General features: G+C 36.1%; 14 protein-coding genes and 1 riboswitch. Of the genes, 7 read left to right on the top strand and 7 right to left on the bottom strand.

What is annotated here, in order from left to right; translation table 11 throughout:
- Nucleotides 1-57 precede the first annotated feature (57 nt).
- On the top strand, nt 58-1,167 hold the full coding sequence (locus tag BTOYO_RS15360) for a mandelate racemase/muconate lactonizing enzyme family protein (protein WP_000704469.1): 1,110 nt from the start codon (nt 58-60) through the stop codon (nt 1,165-1,167).
- A 14-nt stretch (nt 1,168-1,181) separates the two neighbouring features.
- Nucleotides 1,182-1,877: a hypothetical protein gene (locus BTOYO_RS15355; protein WP_000217534.1), complete on the top strand. Its 696-nt coding sequence runs from the start codon at nt 1,182-1,184 to the stop codon at nt 1,875-1,877.
- A gap of 215 nt (nt 1,878-2,092) precedes the next feature.
- Here the strand turns inward: BTOYO_RS15355 and BTOYO_RS15350 are convergent, their stop codons facing one another.
- The gene (locus tag BTOYO_RS15350) at nt 2,093-2,800 is read right to left on the bottom strand and encodes a M48 family metallopeptidase (protein ID WP_000582098.1); all 708 of its coding nucleotides are present in this window, start codon (nt 2,798-2,800) and stop codon (nt 2,093-2,095) included.
- A gap of 94 nt (nt 2,801-2,894) precedes the next feature.
- On the bottom strand, nt 2,895-3,413 hold the full coding sequence (locus BTOYO_RS15345) for a YehS family protein (RefSeq protein ID WP_001251732.1): 519 nt from the start codon (nt 3,411-3,413) through the stop codon (nt 2,895-2,897).
- Nucleotides 3,414-3,527: 114 nt separating this feature from the next.
- Between BTOYO_RS15345 and BTOYO_RS15340 the strand changes: the two genes are divergently transcribed.
- The gene (locus BTOYO_RS15340; RefSeq protein ID WP_000924184.1) at nt 3,528-3,767 is read left to right on the top strand and encodes a hypothetical protein; all 240 of its coding nucleotides are present in this window, start codon (nt 3,528-3,530) and stop codon (nt 3,765-3,767) included.
- Nucleotides 3,768-3,921: 154 nt separating this feature from the next.
- Here the strand turns inward: BTOYO_RS15340 and BTOYO_RS15335 are convergent, their stop codons facing one another.
- From BTOYO_RS15335 to rlmD, 3 genes are all read right to left on the bottom strand, one after another.
- The gene (locus BTOYO_RS15335) at nt 3,922-5,940 is read right to left on the bottom strand and encodes a GAF domain-containing sensor histidine kinase (protein ID WP_000947550.1); all 2,019 of its coding nucleotides are present in this window, start codon (nt 5,938-5,940) and stop codon (nt 3,922-3,924) included.
- A gap of 213 nt (nt 5,941-6,153) precedes the next feature.
- The gene (locus tag BTOYO_RS15330) at nt 6,154-7,143 is read right to left on the bottom strand and encodes a tRNA dihydrouridine synthase (RefSeq protein WP_000566715.1); all 990 of its coding nucleotides are present in this window, start codon (nt 7,141-7,143) and stop codon (nt 6,154-6,156) included.
- A gap of 161 nt (nt 7,144-7,304) precedes the next feature.
- Complete coding sequence (rlmD, locus tag BTOYO_RS15325; protein ID WP_000105007.1) at nt 7,305-8,681, bottom strand: 23S rRNA (uracil(1939)-C(5))-methyltransferase RlmD; 1,377 nt, start codon at nt 8,679-8,681, stop codon at nt 7,305-7,307.
- 121 nt (nt 8,682-8,802) lie between these two features.
- Nucleotides 8,803-8,904, top strand: a riboswitch (purine riboswitch).
- A 202-nt stretch (nt 8,905-9,106) separates the two neighbouring features.
- Here rlmD and BTOYO_RS15320 point away from each other — a divergent pair.
- The 4 genes from BTOYO_RS15320 to BTOYO_RS15305 all read left to right on the top strand — a co-directional run bounded on the left by BTOYO_RS15320 (nt 9,107) and on the right by BTOYO_RS15305 (nt 14,219).
- Nucleotides 9,107-10,303, top strand: a complete 1,197-nt coding sequence (locus BTOYO_RS15320) for a NupC/NupG family nucleoside CNT transporter (RefSeq protein WP_001200495.1) — start codon at nt 9,107-9,109, stop codon at nt 10,301-10,303.
- A 202-nt stretch (nt 10,304-10,505) separates the two neighbouring features.
- Nucleotides 10,506-11,615 carry a polysaccharide deacetylase family protein gene (locus BTOYO_RS15315; protein ID WP_000760986.1) on the top strand — a complete coding sequence of 370 codons (1,110 nt, stop codon included), beginning with the start codon at nt 10,506-10,508 and terminating at the stop codon, nt 11,613-11,615.
- 175 nt (nt 11,616-11,790) lie between these two features.
- On the top strand, nt 11,791-12,873 hold the full coding sequence (locus BTOYO_RS15310; protein WP_001233762.1) for a polysaccharide deacetylase family protein: 1,083 nt from the start codon (nt 11,791-11,793) through the stop codon (nt 12,871-12,873).
- Between the two features lie 116 nt (nt 12,874-12,989).
- Nucleotides 12,990-14,219: an aminopeptidase gene (locus tag BTOYO_RS15305; protein ID WP_000007352.1), complete on the top strand. Its 1,230-nt coding sequence runs from the start codon at nt 12,990-12,992 to the stop codon at nt 14,217-14,219.
- A gap of 44 nt (nt 14,220-14,263) precedes the next feature.
- Here BTOYO_RS15305 and BTOYO_RS15300 read toward each other — a convergent pair whose 3' ends face one another.
- Nucleotides 14,264-14,752: a DUF4352 domain-containing protein gene (locus tag BTOYO_RS15300; protein WP_000915101.1), complete on the bottom strand. Its 489-nt coding sequence runs from the start codon at nt 14,750-14,752 to the stop codon at nt 14,264-14,266.
- Between the two features lie 132 nt (nt 14,753-14,884).
- Nucleotides 14,885-15,208 (bottom strand): DMT family transporter, encoded by a 324-nt coding sequence (locus tag BTOYO_RS15295; protein WP_000641000.1) that lies wholly within the window; start codon nt 15,206-15,208, stop codon nt 14,885-14,887.
- Between the last annotated feature and the right edge of the window lie 43 nt (nt 15,209-15,251).

The following is a 15,251-nucleotide window of genomic DNA, read 5'->3' as shown; positions in this document are numbered from 1 at the left end:
AACGTCAACTATATCGAATGTATAAAACTATTGTAAACAGGAAGGGGTTTCTATTCAATGAAAATTACAGCTATTCATCTTTACGCAATTCGTTTACCGCTTCGCGATCCGTTTGTTATTAGTTATGGTTCTTATTCTGATATGCCTTCTGTTATCGTCAAAATGGAAACAGATGAAGGCATTATCGGTTACGGTGAGGGCGTTGCTGATGATCACGTTACAGGCGAATCATGGGAAAGTACTTTCCATACTTTAAAACATACACTTGCTCCTGCGCTCATCGGGCAAAATCCAATGAATATTGAGAAAATACACGATATGATGGACAATACAATTTACGGTGTGCCTACTGCGAAGGCCGCGATTGATATTGCTTGTTTTGATATAATGGGCAAAAAACTAAATCAACCTGTATATCAATTAATTGGCGGACGCTACCATGAAGACTTCCCTGTCACTCACGTCTTAAGTATCGCCGATCCAGAAGACATGGCTGCTGAAGCTGCTTCCATGATTCAAAAAGGTTACCAATCTTTCAAAATGAAAGTCGGTACGAATGTAAAAGAAGATGTAAAACGTATTGAAGCGGTACGTGAACGTGTAGGAAGTGATATTGCGATTCGCGTTGATGTAAACCAAGGATGGAAAAATAGCGCCAACACATTAACGGCACTTCGTTCATTAGGTCATTTAAACATCGACTGGATTGAACAGCCTGTTGTCGCAGACGATATTGACGCAATGGCTCACATTCGTTCTAAAACAGACCTTCCGCTTATGATTGATGAAGGATTAAAAGGTTCTCGTGAAATGCGCCAAATCATTAAATTAGACGCGGCTGATAAAGTAAATATAAAACTAATGAAATGCGGCGGCATATATCCCGCTGTAAAACTCGCTCATCAAGCAGAAATGGCCGGCATTGAATGCCAAGTTGGATCCATGGTCGAATCATCCGTTGCCTCTTCCGCAGGATTCCATGTCGCTTTCTCGAAAAAAATCATTACGAGCGTTGAACTTACAGGTCCATTAAAGTTCACGAAAGACATCGGAAACTTACATTACGACGTACCATTTATTCGCTTAAACGAAAAGCCAGGACTCGGCATTGAAATAAATGAAGATACATTACAAGAACTAACCGTCTTTCAAGACGTTGTACGCTAAAGGAGGACTAACGCATGACTGTTCTATATGAAGGAACATTAAAACAAAACGAACAACCATTTCACGTTACATTACTATCAAGAAAGCACATCGAACAAATTTTATCATTACAAAACATTATAGTTGAAGCGTTGGAAGATAAAAGTCGTTTACAACCACTCTCACAAGAAGAATTTCAATATATTCTAGAAGGAAACGGCATGATGATTGGCGCTTTTATCGAAAATGAACTCGTCGCATTTCGTGCTCTACTCGTCCCTCCTATCGACGATGAACATTTAGGACTCGATATCGGATTACACGAAAGCGAACTACAAAGAGTTATCTATCAAGAAATCTCAAACGTTCATCCGAACTGCCGAGGAAATGGGATGCAAAAAATATTAGCAAAAGTCATTATGGAAGAATTGCAAAAAGAAGATAGCAAATATGATTATGTATGTTGCACCGTTGCTCCTTTTAACATTCCAAGTTTGAAGGATAAGTTTGCGCAAGGGATGGAGATTGCTGCGCTGAAAGAGAAGTATGGTGGTAGTATGCGGTATGTTTTTGTGAAGGAATTGCGCAGAGATAAAGAAAGAGATTGGACAGATGTTCAAAGTATTCTAATGAGTGATGCTAATGGACAGCAGGCTTTGCTTTCGGAGGGGTATCGTGGGTATGAGATGGAGAAAACAGCAGATACTTTCATTGTGAAGTTTGGGCGATAATCTATATGCTCGAAAAAAGGGGATGTCCCTTGTGACATCTCCTTTTTTCGATCCTTTGAACAATTTTGTGGTAAATGAAATTATATCAACGATTTTTCGAATATATCTATCATAACTTACAATATATCAACGGTTTTTCAAATATATCTATCAAAACTCACAATATATCAACGATTCGACAAGGAATATCGATTTACCGACAAAAATCGATATTCCTAAATCGTCATCTTCCAACTAGATAACGCTAACCAATTCTCCATTTCCTTATAATCAGGCATTATCTTTCCGACAAGGCGCCAAAAAGAACGATCATGATTTAAATGAACCATATGGCACATTTCATGAACAACTACATAGTCAATCACTCGCTGTGGTGCCATCGCTAGCTTCCAATTAAATGTTAATTGTAAATTAGAATCACAAGTTCCCCACGTACGACTACTATCTGTAATACGAATAGATCGCGGTTTTGTTTTAAAATTACTTTGATGCGCTTTAATACTCTTCTCTACTAGCGCTTTACACTGCTTATAATAAAATCGTTTTAAAGCTTGTTGTATTTTCTCATCCTTAAGCTCTTTCACATAAATATGTAGCTTATCCCCTTCAAACACTGCATTGTCTTGCTCCATACTTGTATCTTGAGAAATCTGTATCGGATACGTACTTCCTAAATACAGAAATTCCTCTCCTTGATCATAATCTTTTTCCTGTGGTCCAAGCACTCGCTCCTGCATTTCCTTACGGGTTCTCTGAATCCAATCCCACTTCTCCTCTAGCAACTGGACTAAGTATTCAACAGGTGTCCCTTTTGGAGCTTGCACTTCCACATTTCCGTACGAATCTACAAAAAGACGCACGGACTTTTTCTTCTTATAAGTTATATGAAAATTAATTGTCTCACCTAAATATGTATGTATCATTTCATCACCTAGCGTATTATTTTACAAATAAAAAAGAGTAGGATACAAACGTCCTACTCTACTTATTATATCATTTACTGCTTTAACAAACTCATTATCCTCTATACTTTACAGCTAATCCTTTAATGAAATTCCTTGCGTATCTATCGCCGCACTCTTTGTAATTCTTATGGCCTTTCTTTCTTAATAAGGCGCCTAATTCTCCTTTTGTCACCGTAACTCCTACGCTATCTAATATATCAAGCACATCCTCAGTCGTTAACGATAGTGCAATTTTCATTTTCTTTAGAAGAAGGTTATTGGCACTCTCCTTGCTCTGTACAGGTGCCGGTTGTCCTGGTTTCGGATCTTGCTTTCCTCTTTTTAAAGTAATAAATCCATTTAAAAATGCCTCTAACATCATCATATCGCATGTTTTTACGTACTCATCTTCGATTATATCAGCATCTTCAGGTTCATGCTGAGGAGCTCTTTTTATTTTTGTAAGCATATCAACTACGTCTTCTTTCGTTACTTCCATCCCGCCAAGTTTAAAGATTTCCACCATATCTATATCTCTTATATCTAAAGCATATCTTACTCTCTTTAATATATCGTTGTTGCTCATTGCCATTGTTTTGCCTCCTGAAATATTGATTATAGTAATGCTTTTAGCATGTATAAATTAATGTCGTCAAGTTACTACTTTAACATTTTAGGGGGAGGTTTTGTAGTCTTAGGTGGATTAATGCTTTTGGGGATGATTTTAAAACAGCAACATATGTTGTTTAGGCACTTGTCATTATCCATTTATACCCAATTAAATTATTTAATTGGGTATAAAAATGCTGAACGAAATTTCGGACATGAGGACCCAATGCTAACAGAATATACATATGGAGAGTCAGGAGCTAATACCGAAAAGCTCCTAAAAGTACAGAAGGGAGATTCACTATTAATTAACACACTTGAAAATGGACTAACCTAATATAGGTTAGTCCATTTCTTTTTATGCAACTCTAATTTAGTGGGCAACTCAAACATGAATGTTACGCAAAATTCAGGTGAAATATATTGATTATGTTTACTTAGGTTTTACTTTTTATTTGCGTTACGGTTCACCGTAACTAATCTAAACGAGGTTATTGTTTATTATTTGCATAGTTAAATTTAGCAAAAAAAGTCGTGCCTTCCGATCCTGTTTGAATTTCTATTTTTGCATTATGACGGGCAGCAATGGCATAACATATACCTAGCCCCAATCCAGTTCCATTATCTTTGGTCGTGTAAAATGGAGTACCCAGTTTCTCTAATACTTCAGGTCTGATACCTTTTCCTTGATCACGCACTGCAAGCACCACACAATTTTGACCTTCCTTGTAGGTACTGATGGTTAGAACTTGCCCTGTGCTCATCGCTTCTAAGCCATTACGGTATAGGTTTATTAATAATTGCCGTATCTCGTTACGATTTAAAAGTAATTCCGGAATGTCATTTGTATCGACTTGAATATATTTATTTTGATTATGCGTATCAATCTTTATTAAAGGAATCGTATCATGGATAATTAAATTTAAATCTAACATCTGCAAATCCGATTTCTTTGTATTACCCATTGAGAGAAATTCAGTAATAATAGAATTGGAGCGGTCAAGTTCTTCTATCATTAAATTAAAGTATTTATTATGTTTCTCATAGATGTTCTCTTCTTTTAATAACTGCAAAAATCCTCGTACTGTTGTCATTGGATTTCTAATCTCATGGCTAATACCTGCTGCCATTTGCCCTATTAAATCTATGTTTGATAACCTTTTCAATTCCTGCTCATATTGCTTTTTTTCCGTTATGTTTTTAAAAATACAACAAATACCATCATCATACGGGTATGCACTAACTTCGTACCAATATTCATCAGATATAGAAAGAAATTCGAAATGAACTGTAGTTCGCTCTGACATTGCACTATGAAATTCCTTATACATAACTGTGTCGACGCTACTCGGGAAAACCTCCCGTATATTCTTGCCTAATACATCTTTTGCTGTTTTTCTTTGTGGAAAATATTGATGCTTATTTACGTACGTAAATTCCCATTTATTATTCAAAGTAAAGAATCCATCCGTAATACTTTCGATCACACTTGTAACTTTTTCATTAGCAGCAGCTAGTTCTCTCGTTCGCTCTTCCACCATGCTTTCAAGTTGATCCATATATAACAAGTTTGAAAACGTAGGAGCTGTAGCATCAACGATAGATTTTGCCAATTGAATTTGGGAATTATCGTAATTGTAAAATTTTCCCTCTTTACCAACAACAATTACCCCTAATACTTCTCCCATTGAAACCAATGGGATCATCAAAAGACCCTTACTATCTATATTTTTTGTTTGAATAACCTCTTGGATCTTGGCGTCATAGCTTTTTTCCATCCAATCCACTTCTGTCCAATTACAGTCCTTACTTAACTTCGTTGTTTTAATCGTTTTTTTGTCTAACGGGTCTAAAAGGTGGGCAGCCACGTTTTTACTCTCTAAAATCTGTCCTAAGTAAAAAAAACATTTATCAAAACTCTCCTGTATCGAGGAACACATTGATAAATCACGGGTAACATTTAGTAACAACTGCTTCTCGGCAATAAGGTTTTCCTTTTGTGTTAAATTATTTGCGTTTTGAATTGCGACCGCAGCCATATTTACATAAGCTTCAACACTTTGAATTTCTGAATCTGTTAAGTTCATTGGAGTTCCATAATCAAATAAAAAAACCAGACCAAATAACTCTTGCCCGAATGAGATAGGCAAGGCTAATAAGGACTTAATTTTGAACGCATCAACTGGTCTAGGATCCGGCCGATGATCCTTTGAGGTATCAGGAATATAGATCGTTTTTTTGGTTTCAATAACTTCTTTTGCCAGTAAGTCTATTTCAGGATCAATTACTTGCGTATCGAGCGTTACACCATTTATGGTCTCTGGTTTTCCTGCAAACCCTCTAAATGTTCCATCTTCCTGGGGTAAATAAATTCCAACAGCATTGCACCTAACAATCTCCTCTGATATCGCCATTGTTACACGCTGCAATACTTCACGTAGTTCTAATTTTGTATTTATTATTTTTGTTATATTCGCGAGCCTAGAATATCTCGCCTGATCACTTAACATTCACATGGCCTCCAATTATAGGCATAATAAAATAAACATGATAATATCAGTGAAAATCAAGATCAACCTGCCATTTCCGATTTTCTCCTGTATTCTTTTCTTCCCCCTGTTTTACATAGAATACCTCAATTACTTATGATACAGCTCACCTTAATTAAACTGAAACAAACGCTCATAAAATCGATACACCCCAGCAGCTCTAACTTTCAAAAGTTACACTGTTTCACTATCTCCAGCCGTGTTAACACTTGCCTCAAACTTATCAAGCAACGCACGCACCTCATCAGTCGATTTCGTGCTCATCAATTGATTTCTTAGTTCCGCAGCTCCAGGGAATCCTTTTACATAAATTTTGAAGAAGCGATGAAGTCCCGTGATTGAGCGTGGCAGTACTTCTGCATATTGATCTTGTAAATCAAGCTGTAGTCTTAAAAGATCTAAGTGTTCTTTACTGCTATGCTCTCTTGGCTCTTTTTCGAAAGCAAACGGATTTTTAAAAATACCTCGCCCGATCATAACGCCATCAATACCGTATTTTTCAGCAAGTTCCATTCCAGTTTGACGGTCAGGAATGTCTCCATTGATTGTTATTAACGTATTTGGTGCAATGCGGTCACGTAATTTTTTAATTTCCGGAATTAGTTCCCAGTGCGCATCTACTTGGCTCATTTCTTCTCTTGTACGTAAATGAATAGAAAGGTTTGCAATATCTTGTTTAAAAATATGCGTTAACCAATCTTCCCACTCACTTAACTCTTTAAAGCCAAGTCGCGTTTTTACGCTGACAGGTAATCCGCCCGCTTTTGCTGCTTGAATTAATTCTGCTGCAACGTCTGGACGTAGAATAAGGCCGCTACCTTTTCCTCTCGATGCTACATTCGGTACTGGGCATCCCATATTAATATCGATACCTTTAAATCCTAACTCTGCCATACCTATACTCATTTGACGAAAATATTCAGGATTATCTCCCCAAATATGTGCTACCATTGGTTGTTCATCTTCTGTAAAAATTAAACGGCCACGTACACTTTTCATACCTTCTGGATGGCAATAGCTATCCGAGTTTGTAAACTCTGTGAAGAATACATCCGGTCGGCCAGCTTCACTTACTACGTGACGGAAAACGACGTCTGTCACATCTTCCATTGGTGCAAGTACGAAAAATGGTCGTGGTAATTCACGCCAAAAATTATCTATCATTTCAAATTCAAATCCTCTCATTATGAATGCAATTTCAAACTCTCAATTTATAATTTGTGAAAATCAGCAATATTTATTTTAACTAAAATCGCTTATGAATGGTATTTTTGTAAACCAAAAAGCAGATGGTATAGATTTTTCCTATATCAACTGCTTTTCTATTATACCAACTTAAGCCAAGCCACACACTCCACATGAGTCGTATGCGGGAACATATCAACAGGCTGTACTTCCTGTGTTTTATATCCGCCTTCTTCTAGTACTTTTAAGTCGCGTGCTAATGTTGCTGGGTTACATGATACGTATACGACGCGCTTTGGTTTCATGTCGATGATTGTGTTTAATAGCGCTTCGTCACAACCTTTACGCGGTGGGTCTACGACCATTGTGTCGGCGATTACGCCTTCTTTGTACCATTTTGGAATGACTACTTCTGCTTCTCCTACGCCAAATTCAGCGTTTGTCATGTTGTTTAGTGCTGCGTTACGGTTTGCGTCTTCGATTGCTTCTGGGACGATTTCAACGCCGTACACTTTTTTCGCTTTTTGCGCTAGGAATAAAGAGATTGATCCGATTCCGCAATATGCATCAATTACTGTTTCGTTACCATCTAACTTTGCGTATTCTAGCGTTTTATCGTATAGCACTTTCGTTTGTTCTGGGTTTACTTGATAGAATGAACGTGCTGAAATCGCGAATTTAATGTCACCGATAAAGTCATAAATATATTCTGATCCGTACAGTACTGTCGTTGTATCACCGAAAATAACGTTTGTTCGTTTCGTATTTACGTTTTGAACGATTGATTTTACTTCTGGGAATTTCGCTGCAATTTCCTCAATGATTGCTTTTTTGTTTGGTAATTCTGCTGTACGTGTAATGAAGACAAGCATAATTTCCCCTGTTACTTGTCCGTAGCGAGCCATTACGTGGCGTAGTGTTCCTTTGTTACGCTCTTCATTGTATGCCGAGATACCATGTTTCTCACAAATACGTTTCACTTCTTGAATTAATGCATCGTTTTCTTCTGCCTGAATTAAGCATGATTCCATATTAATGATGTCATGCGTTCCTTGACGATAGAAGCCAGCTACAAGTCCGCCTTCACGTTCCCCAATCGGTACTTGTGCTTTATTACGGTATACCCATGGGTTTTTCATGCCTAGTACAGGATGAACAGGGACATCGCTTAACCCGCCGATACGCTGCATAACGTCACGTACTTGTTTTTCTTTCGCTTGTAATTGTCCTTCATATGTTAAGTGCTGAAGCTGACAACCGCCGCACTGGTTGTATACTGGGCATTCTGCATCTTTACGATACGGGCTCTCTGTATGAAGTTTTATCAAACGACCAAACGCGAAGTTTTTCTTCACTTTAATAATTTTAATTTGTGCTTCTTCACCTGGTAGTCCGTTTTTAACGAAAATAGGATAACCCTTTATTTTCGCAACACCGGCACCATCGTGTGTTAAATCTTCAAATACTACATCTATAAACTCGTTTTTTTCAACTGGTGGCGTCATTTTTGTACTCATTTTCCGACCTCTCTTTTTCATAACACTGCGTTACATTTTATCATACTTATATGGTCTATTTCTATTGGAAGAAAAAAAGCTATTGACGATAGTTCTCTAGTAATGTTACGCTACTACTAATTTAATACGGACGATGTTACCTCATATATACTCGATAATATGGATCGAGAGTTTCTACCCGGCAACCTTAAATTGCTGGACTATGGGGAAAACTAATGAATATTAGCCTATGCGCAAAAAAGGACTCATATTGATTAGCTTTCTCTCATAGATGAAAGTGAATCCATATGGGTCTTTTTTTATTTTTACTTTTCTAAAAGGTCAGACATCTTACGTATGACATAAAACCTCTTTGTTTTATTTTTAGTAATATAACGAGCGTTTTATGTACAAACTTTATACGAACTTCTGAAAGGGGCAACTACATGCAATATGTAATGAGCATTATCGGTATTCTTGTCGTTTTAGGTTTATGTTTTGCTTTGTCAAACAACAAAAGTAAAATCAACTTCCGCGCAATTGCAATTATGATTGGTTTCCAAATTTTAATCGGTTGGTTTATGTTTGCTACAAAGGTTGGTCAACAAATCATTATTTTCATTAGTAAAGTTTTCAACAAACTAATTAAACTTGGTACGACAGGTGTCGATTTTCTCTTTAATGGGATTCAAAGAGATTTTGTCTTTTTCTTAAATGTATTATTAATTATCGTATTTTTCTCAGCACTACTTTCGATCTTTAGTTATTTAGGTGTTTTACCATTTATTGTTCGCGTTGTCGGCGGTGCAATTTCAAAAATTACTGGTTTACCACGCGTTGAATCATTCCACGCAGTAAACTCTGTATTCTTCGGTTCAAGTGAAGCGTTAATCGTTATTAAAAATGATTTACAGCATTTTAACAAAAACCGTATGTTTATTATTTGTTGTTCTGCGATGAGCTCCGTTTCTGCTTCTGTTACAGCATCATACGTAATGATGTTAGATGCGAAATATGTACTAGCTGCTCTTCCGCTAAACTTATTCTCAAGCTTAATCGTTTGTTCGTTATTAACACCAGTTGATACGAAAAAAGAAGACGAAGTGATTCAAAAATTTGATAGAACTCTATTTGGAGACAGTTTTATTGGCGCAATGATTAACGGTGCGCTTGACGGGTTAAAAGTAGCTGGGATCGTTGCTGCATTAATGATTGCTTTCATCGGTGTTATGGAAGTTGTAAACTACGTAATTAGCGCAGCTTCAGGTGCAATGGGACATGCTATTACGTTACAACAAATCTTCGGTTATATACTTGCTCCATTCGCATTCTTAATGGGTATTCCAACTCAAGATATTATCCCAGCTGGTGGTATTATGGGTACGAAGATTGTATTAAACGAGTTTGTAGCAATCCTTGATTTAAAAGAAACAGTTACAACATTAGCTCCACGTACAGTTGGAATCGTTACAGTATTCTTAATTAGCTTCGCAAGTATTAGCCAAATTGGTGCGATTGTTGGTACAATCCGTGCCCTTTCTGAAAAACAAGGAAGCGTCGTATCTAAATTTGGTTGGAAAATGCTATTCGCGTCAACACTTGCTTCTATTTTATCTGCGACAATCGCTGGATTATTTATCTAATAAAAAACTCCACCTTACTTCTATTTTTCTAAATGAAGTTTGAGTGGAGTTTTTTACTATCTTCTATATATAAACTACTCCAAAAAAACGCAAGACCCCTTTCCGAATTATTCCAAAAATGTATTCCCCTATATATTCTATGATGATATGATGGACAAGGGTATAAGTGACTATAATTAAAACACAATAGAAGGATGATAGAATGAAGAAATATACATATATCGCTTTACTTTCCTCTGCTATTCTCGTAGGTTGTAACACTAGTAATGCTAGTGATAAACAAATAAAAGAAACAACAGCGGAACAAGCAGTTGAACCAAAAAAAGCACAAGCAAAAACAGTAGAAATCCCTTTAACGCAAGGGGCTATCACATGGGATTCGTATGAATATAACGCACAAAACACCACGCTTTATACAAAAAACTTAAGAGATTCATTTAAACAAGTACGTTACAATATTTGGCGCACTGCCGATGGACCTGAAAGCAAACAAACTTTTACTTCACAAGAAAAAGATCGTGATTTTGCCCTCCCACTTCATTTAAAAACATTTCATTTAAAACGTGGAGAATTTCAAATTGAAACAGTAGGGATTAAAGAAGATAATACGGAAACAAATCTAGTAACATCTAAAATTACATTCCAGCAACATGTACCATTTTTGATGTATCATGCGATTGAAAAATACCCTGGACCAGGTGATGGTGATTACGGCTTATACGTACCGCCTGAACAATTCGAAAAACATATGCAGTATTTAAAAGATAACGGTTATACGATGCTCACATTTGAACGTTGGAATGATATAAACCGTGTTAATAAACCTATTTTTATAACAATGGATGATGGTCGAAAAAATAATATGAATGCTCTTCATGTTTTACAAAAATTAAAAGATGATACATTCCAACCTGCAGCAACTGAATTTCTTACTTCAAATGAGATAGACAAACCGAACCGTCTATCAACAGATGATATAAAACAAATGATAGATTCAGGTATTTTTTCTATTCAATCTCATACTGCAAATCATACAATGATGGCTCATTCAGGTAATTATGATGAGGAATTAAGCGGTTCTAAAGAAAAAATTGAAACTCTTACCGGTAAAAAGGTCATCGCTCTCGCCTACCCAGTCGGCTCTTATAATGACCCAGCTGTCGAAGAAACAAAAAAACATTATGAGTTCGCAGTAACTACCGATCACGGCAATCATATTACAAAAGGCACCCCAAACGAGCAACTCTTAATTAAACGCCATTTTGTAGGACCTGATATGTCAATGGAGAAATTCGCATCTCTTATAAAGTAAACCATAAGATATTTTAAATCTTACTAAAAAATGAAAGAAGAGATCTGTTTACAGTCACTAACCTATCCCCCATCTAAAAATGATACGATAAACAAGGGTAAGTCCCCACCGCTCTTACAGCGGTGGGGATTTTAAATATAAGTATGCAACATACTACACAATAGAAGGTGATTTTATGAGAAAATACGCAACAATTGCTTTATGTACGTCTGCTATTCTAGCAGGATGTAATACTAGCACTATAAGTCCAGAACCTAAAAAAGAGAAAAAGGTTCAAGAAGTTAAAAAACAAGAGGAGACTGTGCAAGAACAAGGTAAAATTTCTTATAATCCGATTACACACGATTCTACAAACACAAGTATCCATATTACAGAAATAAAAGATTCTCTAACCGAAGTACAATATAAAATTTGGCGCACTGCGGATGGAAAGGAACATGCTAAATCTTTTTCTTCTAAAGAAAAGGAGAAACAATTTACACTTCCATTTGACATAAAAGAATTTGAAGGAAAACGCGGTGAGTTCCAAATTGAAGCAACAGGAGTCAAGGAAGATGGAAAAATCATCTCACTCACAAAATCTGCTATTACTTTCGAGCAAAAGGTTCCCGTTCTTATGTACCATGCAATCGATGATTATCATGGACAAGGCATTAAAGACTTATTCGTATCACCTGCTAACTTTGAAGGCCAAATGAAATATTTAAAAGATAACGGTTATACATTATTAACGTTTGAACGCTGGGGCGATATTAATAAAGTCAACAAGCCAATTTTTGTTACATTTGACGATGGTATGAAAAATAATATGACTGCATTTCATATTTTGCAAAAACTAAAAGACGATACTTTCAAGCCGACAGCAACAGAATATATGATTGTTGATAATGTCGATGTTGAAAGTTCTCTCTCTACAAATGAAATAAAGGAAATGGTTGATTCCGGTATTTTCTCAGTGCAGTCTCATACAGCAACACATGCTGATTTACCGAAGATTACAAACTACGAAGAAGAATTAAAAGGATCGAAAGAAAAGCTAGAAAAAATAACAGGTAAGCCCGTTATCGCAATTGCTTATCCATTCGGCCATGTAGATGATAAAGTCATTACAGAAACGAAGAAATATTATCAATTTGCGACGACAACAAAGCCTGGAAAGTTCATTACGAAAGGTGAACCAGATGAGTTGCTAAAAATGAAACGTGTTCGTATACACCATACAACTACAGTTGAACAGTTCGCTTCTTCCATTAAATAAATGTGAGAGCTCAATAAATTTTGAGCTCTCTTTTTACTTTATATTTATATATATTTTTAGAATTTTCTTGTATTATATATAGTAAGAAATCTTTCAAACTAAAGGAGATTATACATATGTCATTTGAACAAACGTTAGAGAAGTATGCTGCCCTTGCAGTTAATGTTGGTGTTAATATTCAACCCGGACAAACTTTATCAATTAGCGCACCTCTTGAAGCTGTACAATTCGTACGCCTCGTTACAGAAAAAGCATATAAATCTGGTGCAAAACACGTATATGTTGATTGGAATGATGAGACGTTAACACGCTTAAAGTTCGATCTAGCTCCTGAAGAAGCATTTGCTGAATTCCCTTCTTGGAAAGCACATGCTCGTGAAGAATTAGCAAAAGAAGGCGCTGCATTTATGTCTATCTATGCAGAAAACCCTGATTTATTAAAAGGTGTAGAAGCAACACGTATCGCAACAGCTCATAAAGTAGCTGGTGAAGCGATGAAAGTATACCGTGATTACGTACAAGCCGATAAAGTAAGTTGGTGTGTAATTTCTGTTCCTACGAAAGAATGGGCTGCGAAAGTATTCCCTGACGTAGCGCCAGATGAACAAGAAGCAAAGTTATGGGATGCTATTTTCAAAGCTACTCGTGCTGATTTAGAAAATCCTGTAGAAGCATGGAAAGAACATGATGAAACATTACATACAAAAGTGGATTACTTAAACGAAAAGCATTATAAAGCTCTTCACTATACAGGTCCTGGAACAGATTTAACAATCGAACTTCCAGAAAAACATGTATGGGCTGGTGCCGGTAGCTTAAATGAAAAGAACGTACCATTTATGGCTAATATTCCAACTGAAGAAGTATTTACAATGCCACTTAAAACAGGTGTAAACGGCCAAGTTTCTAGTACAAAACCGTTAGTATTTGCAGGTAATATTATCGATAATTTCACGTTAACATTTGAAAACGGACGTATCGTAGACTATAAAGCTGAAGCTGGTGAAGAAGCTTTAAAACATTTAGTAGAAACAGATGAAGGTTCTCACTTCTTAGGAGAAGTAGCTTTAGTACCTCATGACTCACCAATTTCAAACACAAATGTTTTATTCTACAATACACTATTTGACGAAAATGCATCTTGCCACCTTGCAATCGGAAATGCTTATGCATTTAACTTAGTTGGCGGAAAAACAATGTCTAAAGAAGAACTTGCTGAAAACGGAGCAAACACTAGTATCACACACAACGACTTCATGATTGGATCAGCTGAGCTTGATATTGACGGTATTACAGCTGATGGCAGACATGAGCCTATCTTCCGTAAAGGTAACTGGGCGTTTTAAATTAATTACCATAAAGAAACACATTGGATAATCCAATGTGTTTTTTATTTATTTGGTTTCAATTCAAATTTTATCGTTCTATTCTCACGTGTAAACTCCGGCCTGTATGTGGCGATATATGTATTTTCTTTATCTACATCAAATCGCATGATGTCTTGGATTTTTTCATCTGGTGCTACCTTTTTACTAATGAAGCTATCATATTTATATTCTTTAAACTTTGTACCTTTCTTATTTGTAATCTCAAATTCGTAAAATGCAAAAGGTATTTCTTTTTTACTATTATTTTTCACCGTGAAAACAATCCCTAAAATATCATCTTTCTTTTTATCTATGGTGTAATCTGGATACCCTAATTGGACTGAATCGAGAGTTACTTGCAAACCATCTACATCTACTGTCTCACCTATTTTATAAATTTTTTCTTGAACGTTCTCTTGTTTACTTTCATTACTATTTTCAGTCTCGGTACAAGCACTTAAACTAAAAACTATGCCACAAATTAAAACAATTTGACTCACCTTTTTTAACATACTTTTTCCTCCACATAAGACAACATTTCATATGTATCATAACAAAACCCTTCACACTTTCTTGTCATATTTTGTCGTATTAATTGCTAACTTCACAAATAGAAAAAAGCTATCTTCTACACAAGATAGCTCTCATGATGCCGATGATACTTTAAGTCCAATTACACCTAAAACGATAAATAAAATACAACACGCTTGGAATAAGTTAATATGCTCTTTAAAGAAGTATATACTAATAATCGTAATAAGTAGTGTCCCTAGGCCAGACCAGATCGCATAAGCAATACTTAAGTGAATCTTTTTTACAACGATAGCAAAGATACTGAAACAAATACCATAACAAACGAAAATAAGTACACTTGGAACAAGCTTTGTTAAGCCATTCGATAATTTCATCGCAATCGTTCCAGCTACTTCAAAAATAATTGTAACAAGTAATAATAGCCAATATATCATACTGGAATCTCCTTCTCTGTTACCTTATAGAGATTCTAGTGTA

This window comes from Bacillus toyonensis BCT-7112 (assembly GCF_000496285.1).
In the GTDB taxonomy this organism is placed as follows: Bacteria; Bacillota; Bacilli; order Bacillales; family Bacillaceae_G; genus Bacillus_A; species Bacillus_A toyonensis.
The sequence above is the reverse complement of the archived record's forward strand: the minus strand, read 5'-3'. Positions and strand labels throughout refer to the sequence as shown.

Coding starts and splice junctions, on each gene's coding strand:
- BTOYO_RS15360 (WP_000704469.1), top strand. CDS start 58: ATGAAAATTACAGCTATTCATCTTTACGCAATTCGTTTACCGCTTCGC.
- BTOYO_RS15355 (WP_000217534.1), top strand. CDS start 1,182: ATGACTGTTCTATATGAAGGAACATTAAAACAAAACGAACAACCATTT.
- BTOYO_RS15350 (WP_000582098.1), bottom strand. CDS start 2,800: ATGATACATACATATTTAGGTGAGACAATTAATTTTCATATAACTTAT.
- BTOYO_RS15345 (WP_001251732.1), bottom strand. CDS start 3,413: ATGGCAATGAGCAACAACGATATATTAAAGAGAGTAAGATATGCTTTA.
- BTOYO_RS15340 (WP_000924184.1), top strand. CDS start 3,528: ATGCTTTTGGGGATGATTTTAAAACAGCAACATATGTTGTTTAGGCAC.
- BTOYO_RS15335 (WP_000947550.1), bottom strand. CDS start 5,940: ATGTTAAGTGATCAGGCGAGATATTCTAGGCTCGCGAATATAACAAAA.
- BTOYO_RS15330 (WP_000566715.1), bottom strand. CDS start 7,143: ATGATAGATAATTTTTGGCGTGAATTACCACGACCATTTTTCGTACTT.
- rlmD (WP_000105007.1), bottom strand. CDS start 8,681: ATGAGTACAAAAATGACGCCACCAGTTGAAAAAAACGAGTTTATAGAT.
- BTOYO_RS15320 (WP_001200495.1), top strand. CDS start 9,107: ATGCAATATGTAATGAGCATTATCGGTATTCTTGTCGTTTTAGGTTTA.
- BTOYO_RS15315 (WP_000760986.1), top strand. CDS start 10,506: ATGAAGAAATATACATATATCGCTTTACTTTCCTCTGCTATTCTCGTA.
- BTOYO_RS15310 (WP_001233762.1), top strand. CDS start 11,791: ATGAGAAAATACGCAACAATTGCTTTATGTACGTCTGCTATTCTAGCA.
- BTOYO_RS15305 (WP_000007352.1), top strand. CDS start 12,990: ATGTCATTTGAACAAACGTTAGAGAAGTATGCTGCCCTTGCAGTTAAT.
- BTOYO_RS15300 (WP_000915101.1), bottom strand. CDS start 14,752: ATGTTAAAAAAGGTGAGTCAAATTGTTTTAATTTGTGGCATAGTTTTT.
- BTOYO_RS15295 (WP_000641000.1), bottom strand. CDS start 15,208: ATGATATATTGGCTATTATTACTTGTTACAATTATTTTTGAAGTAGCT.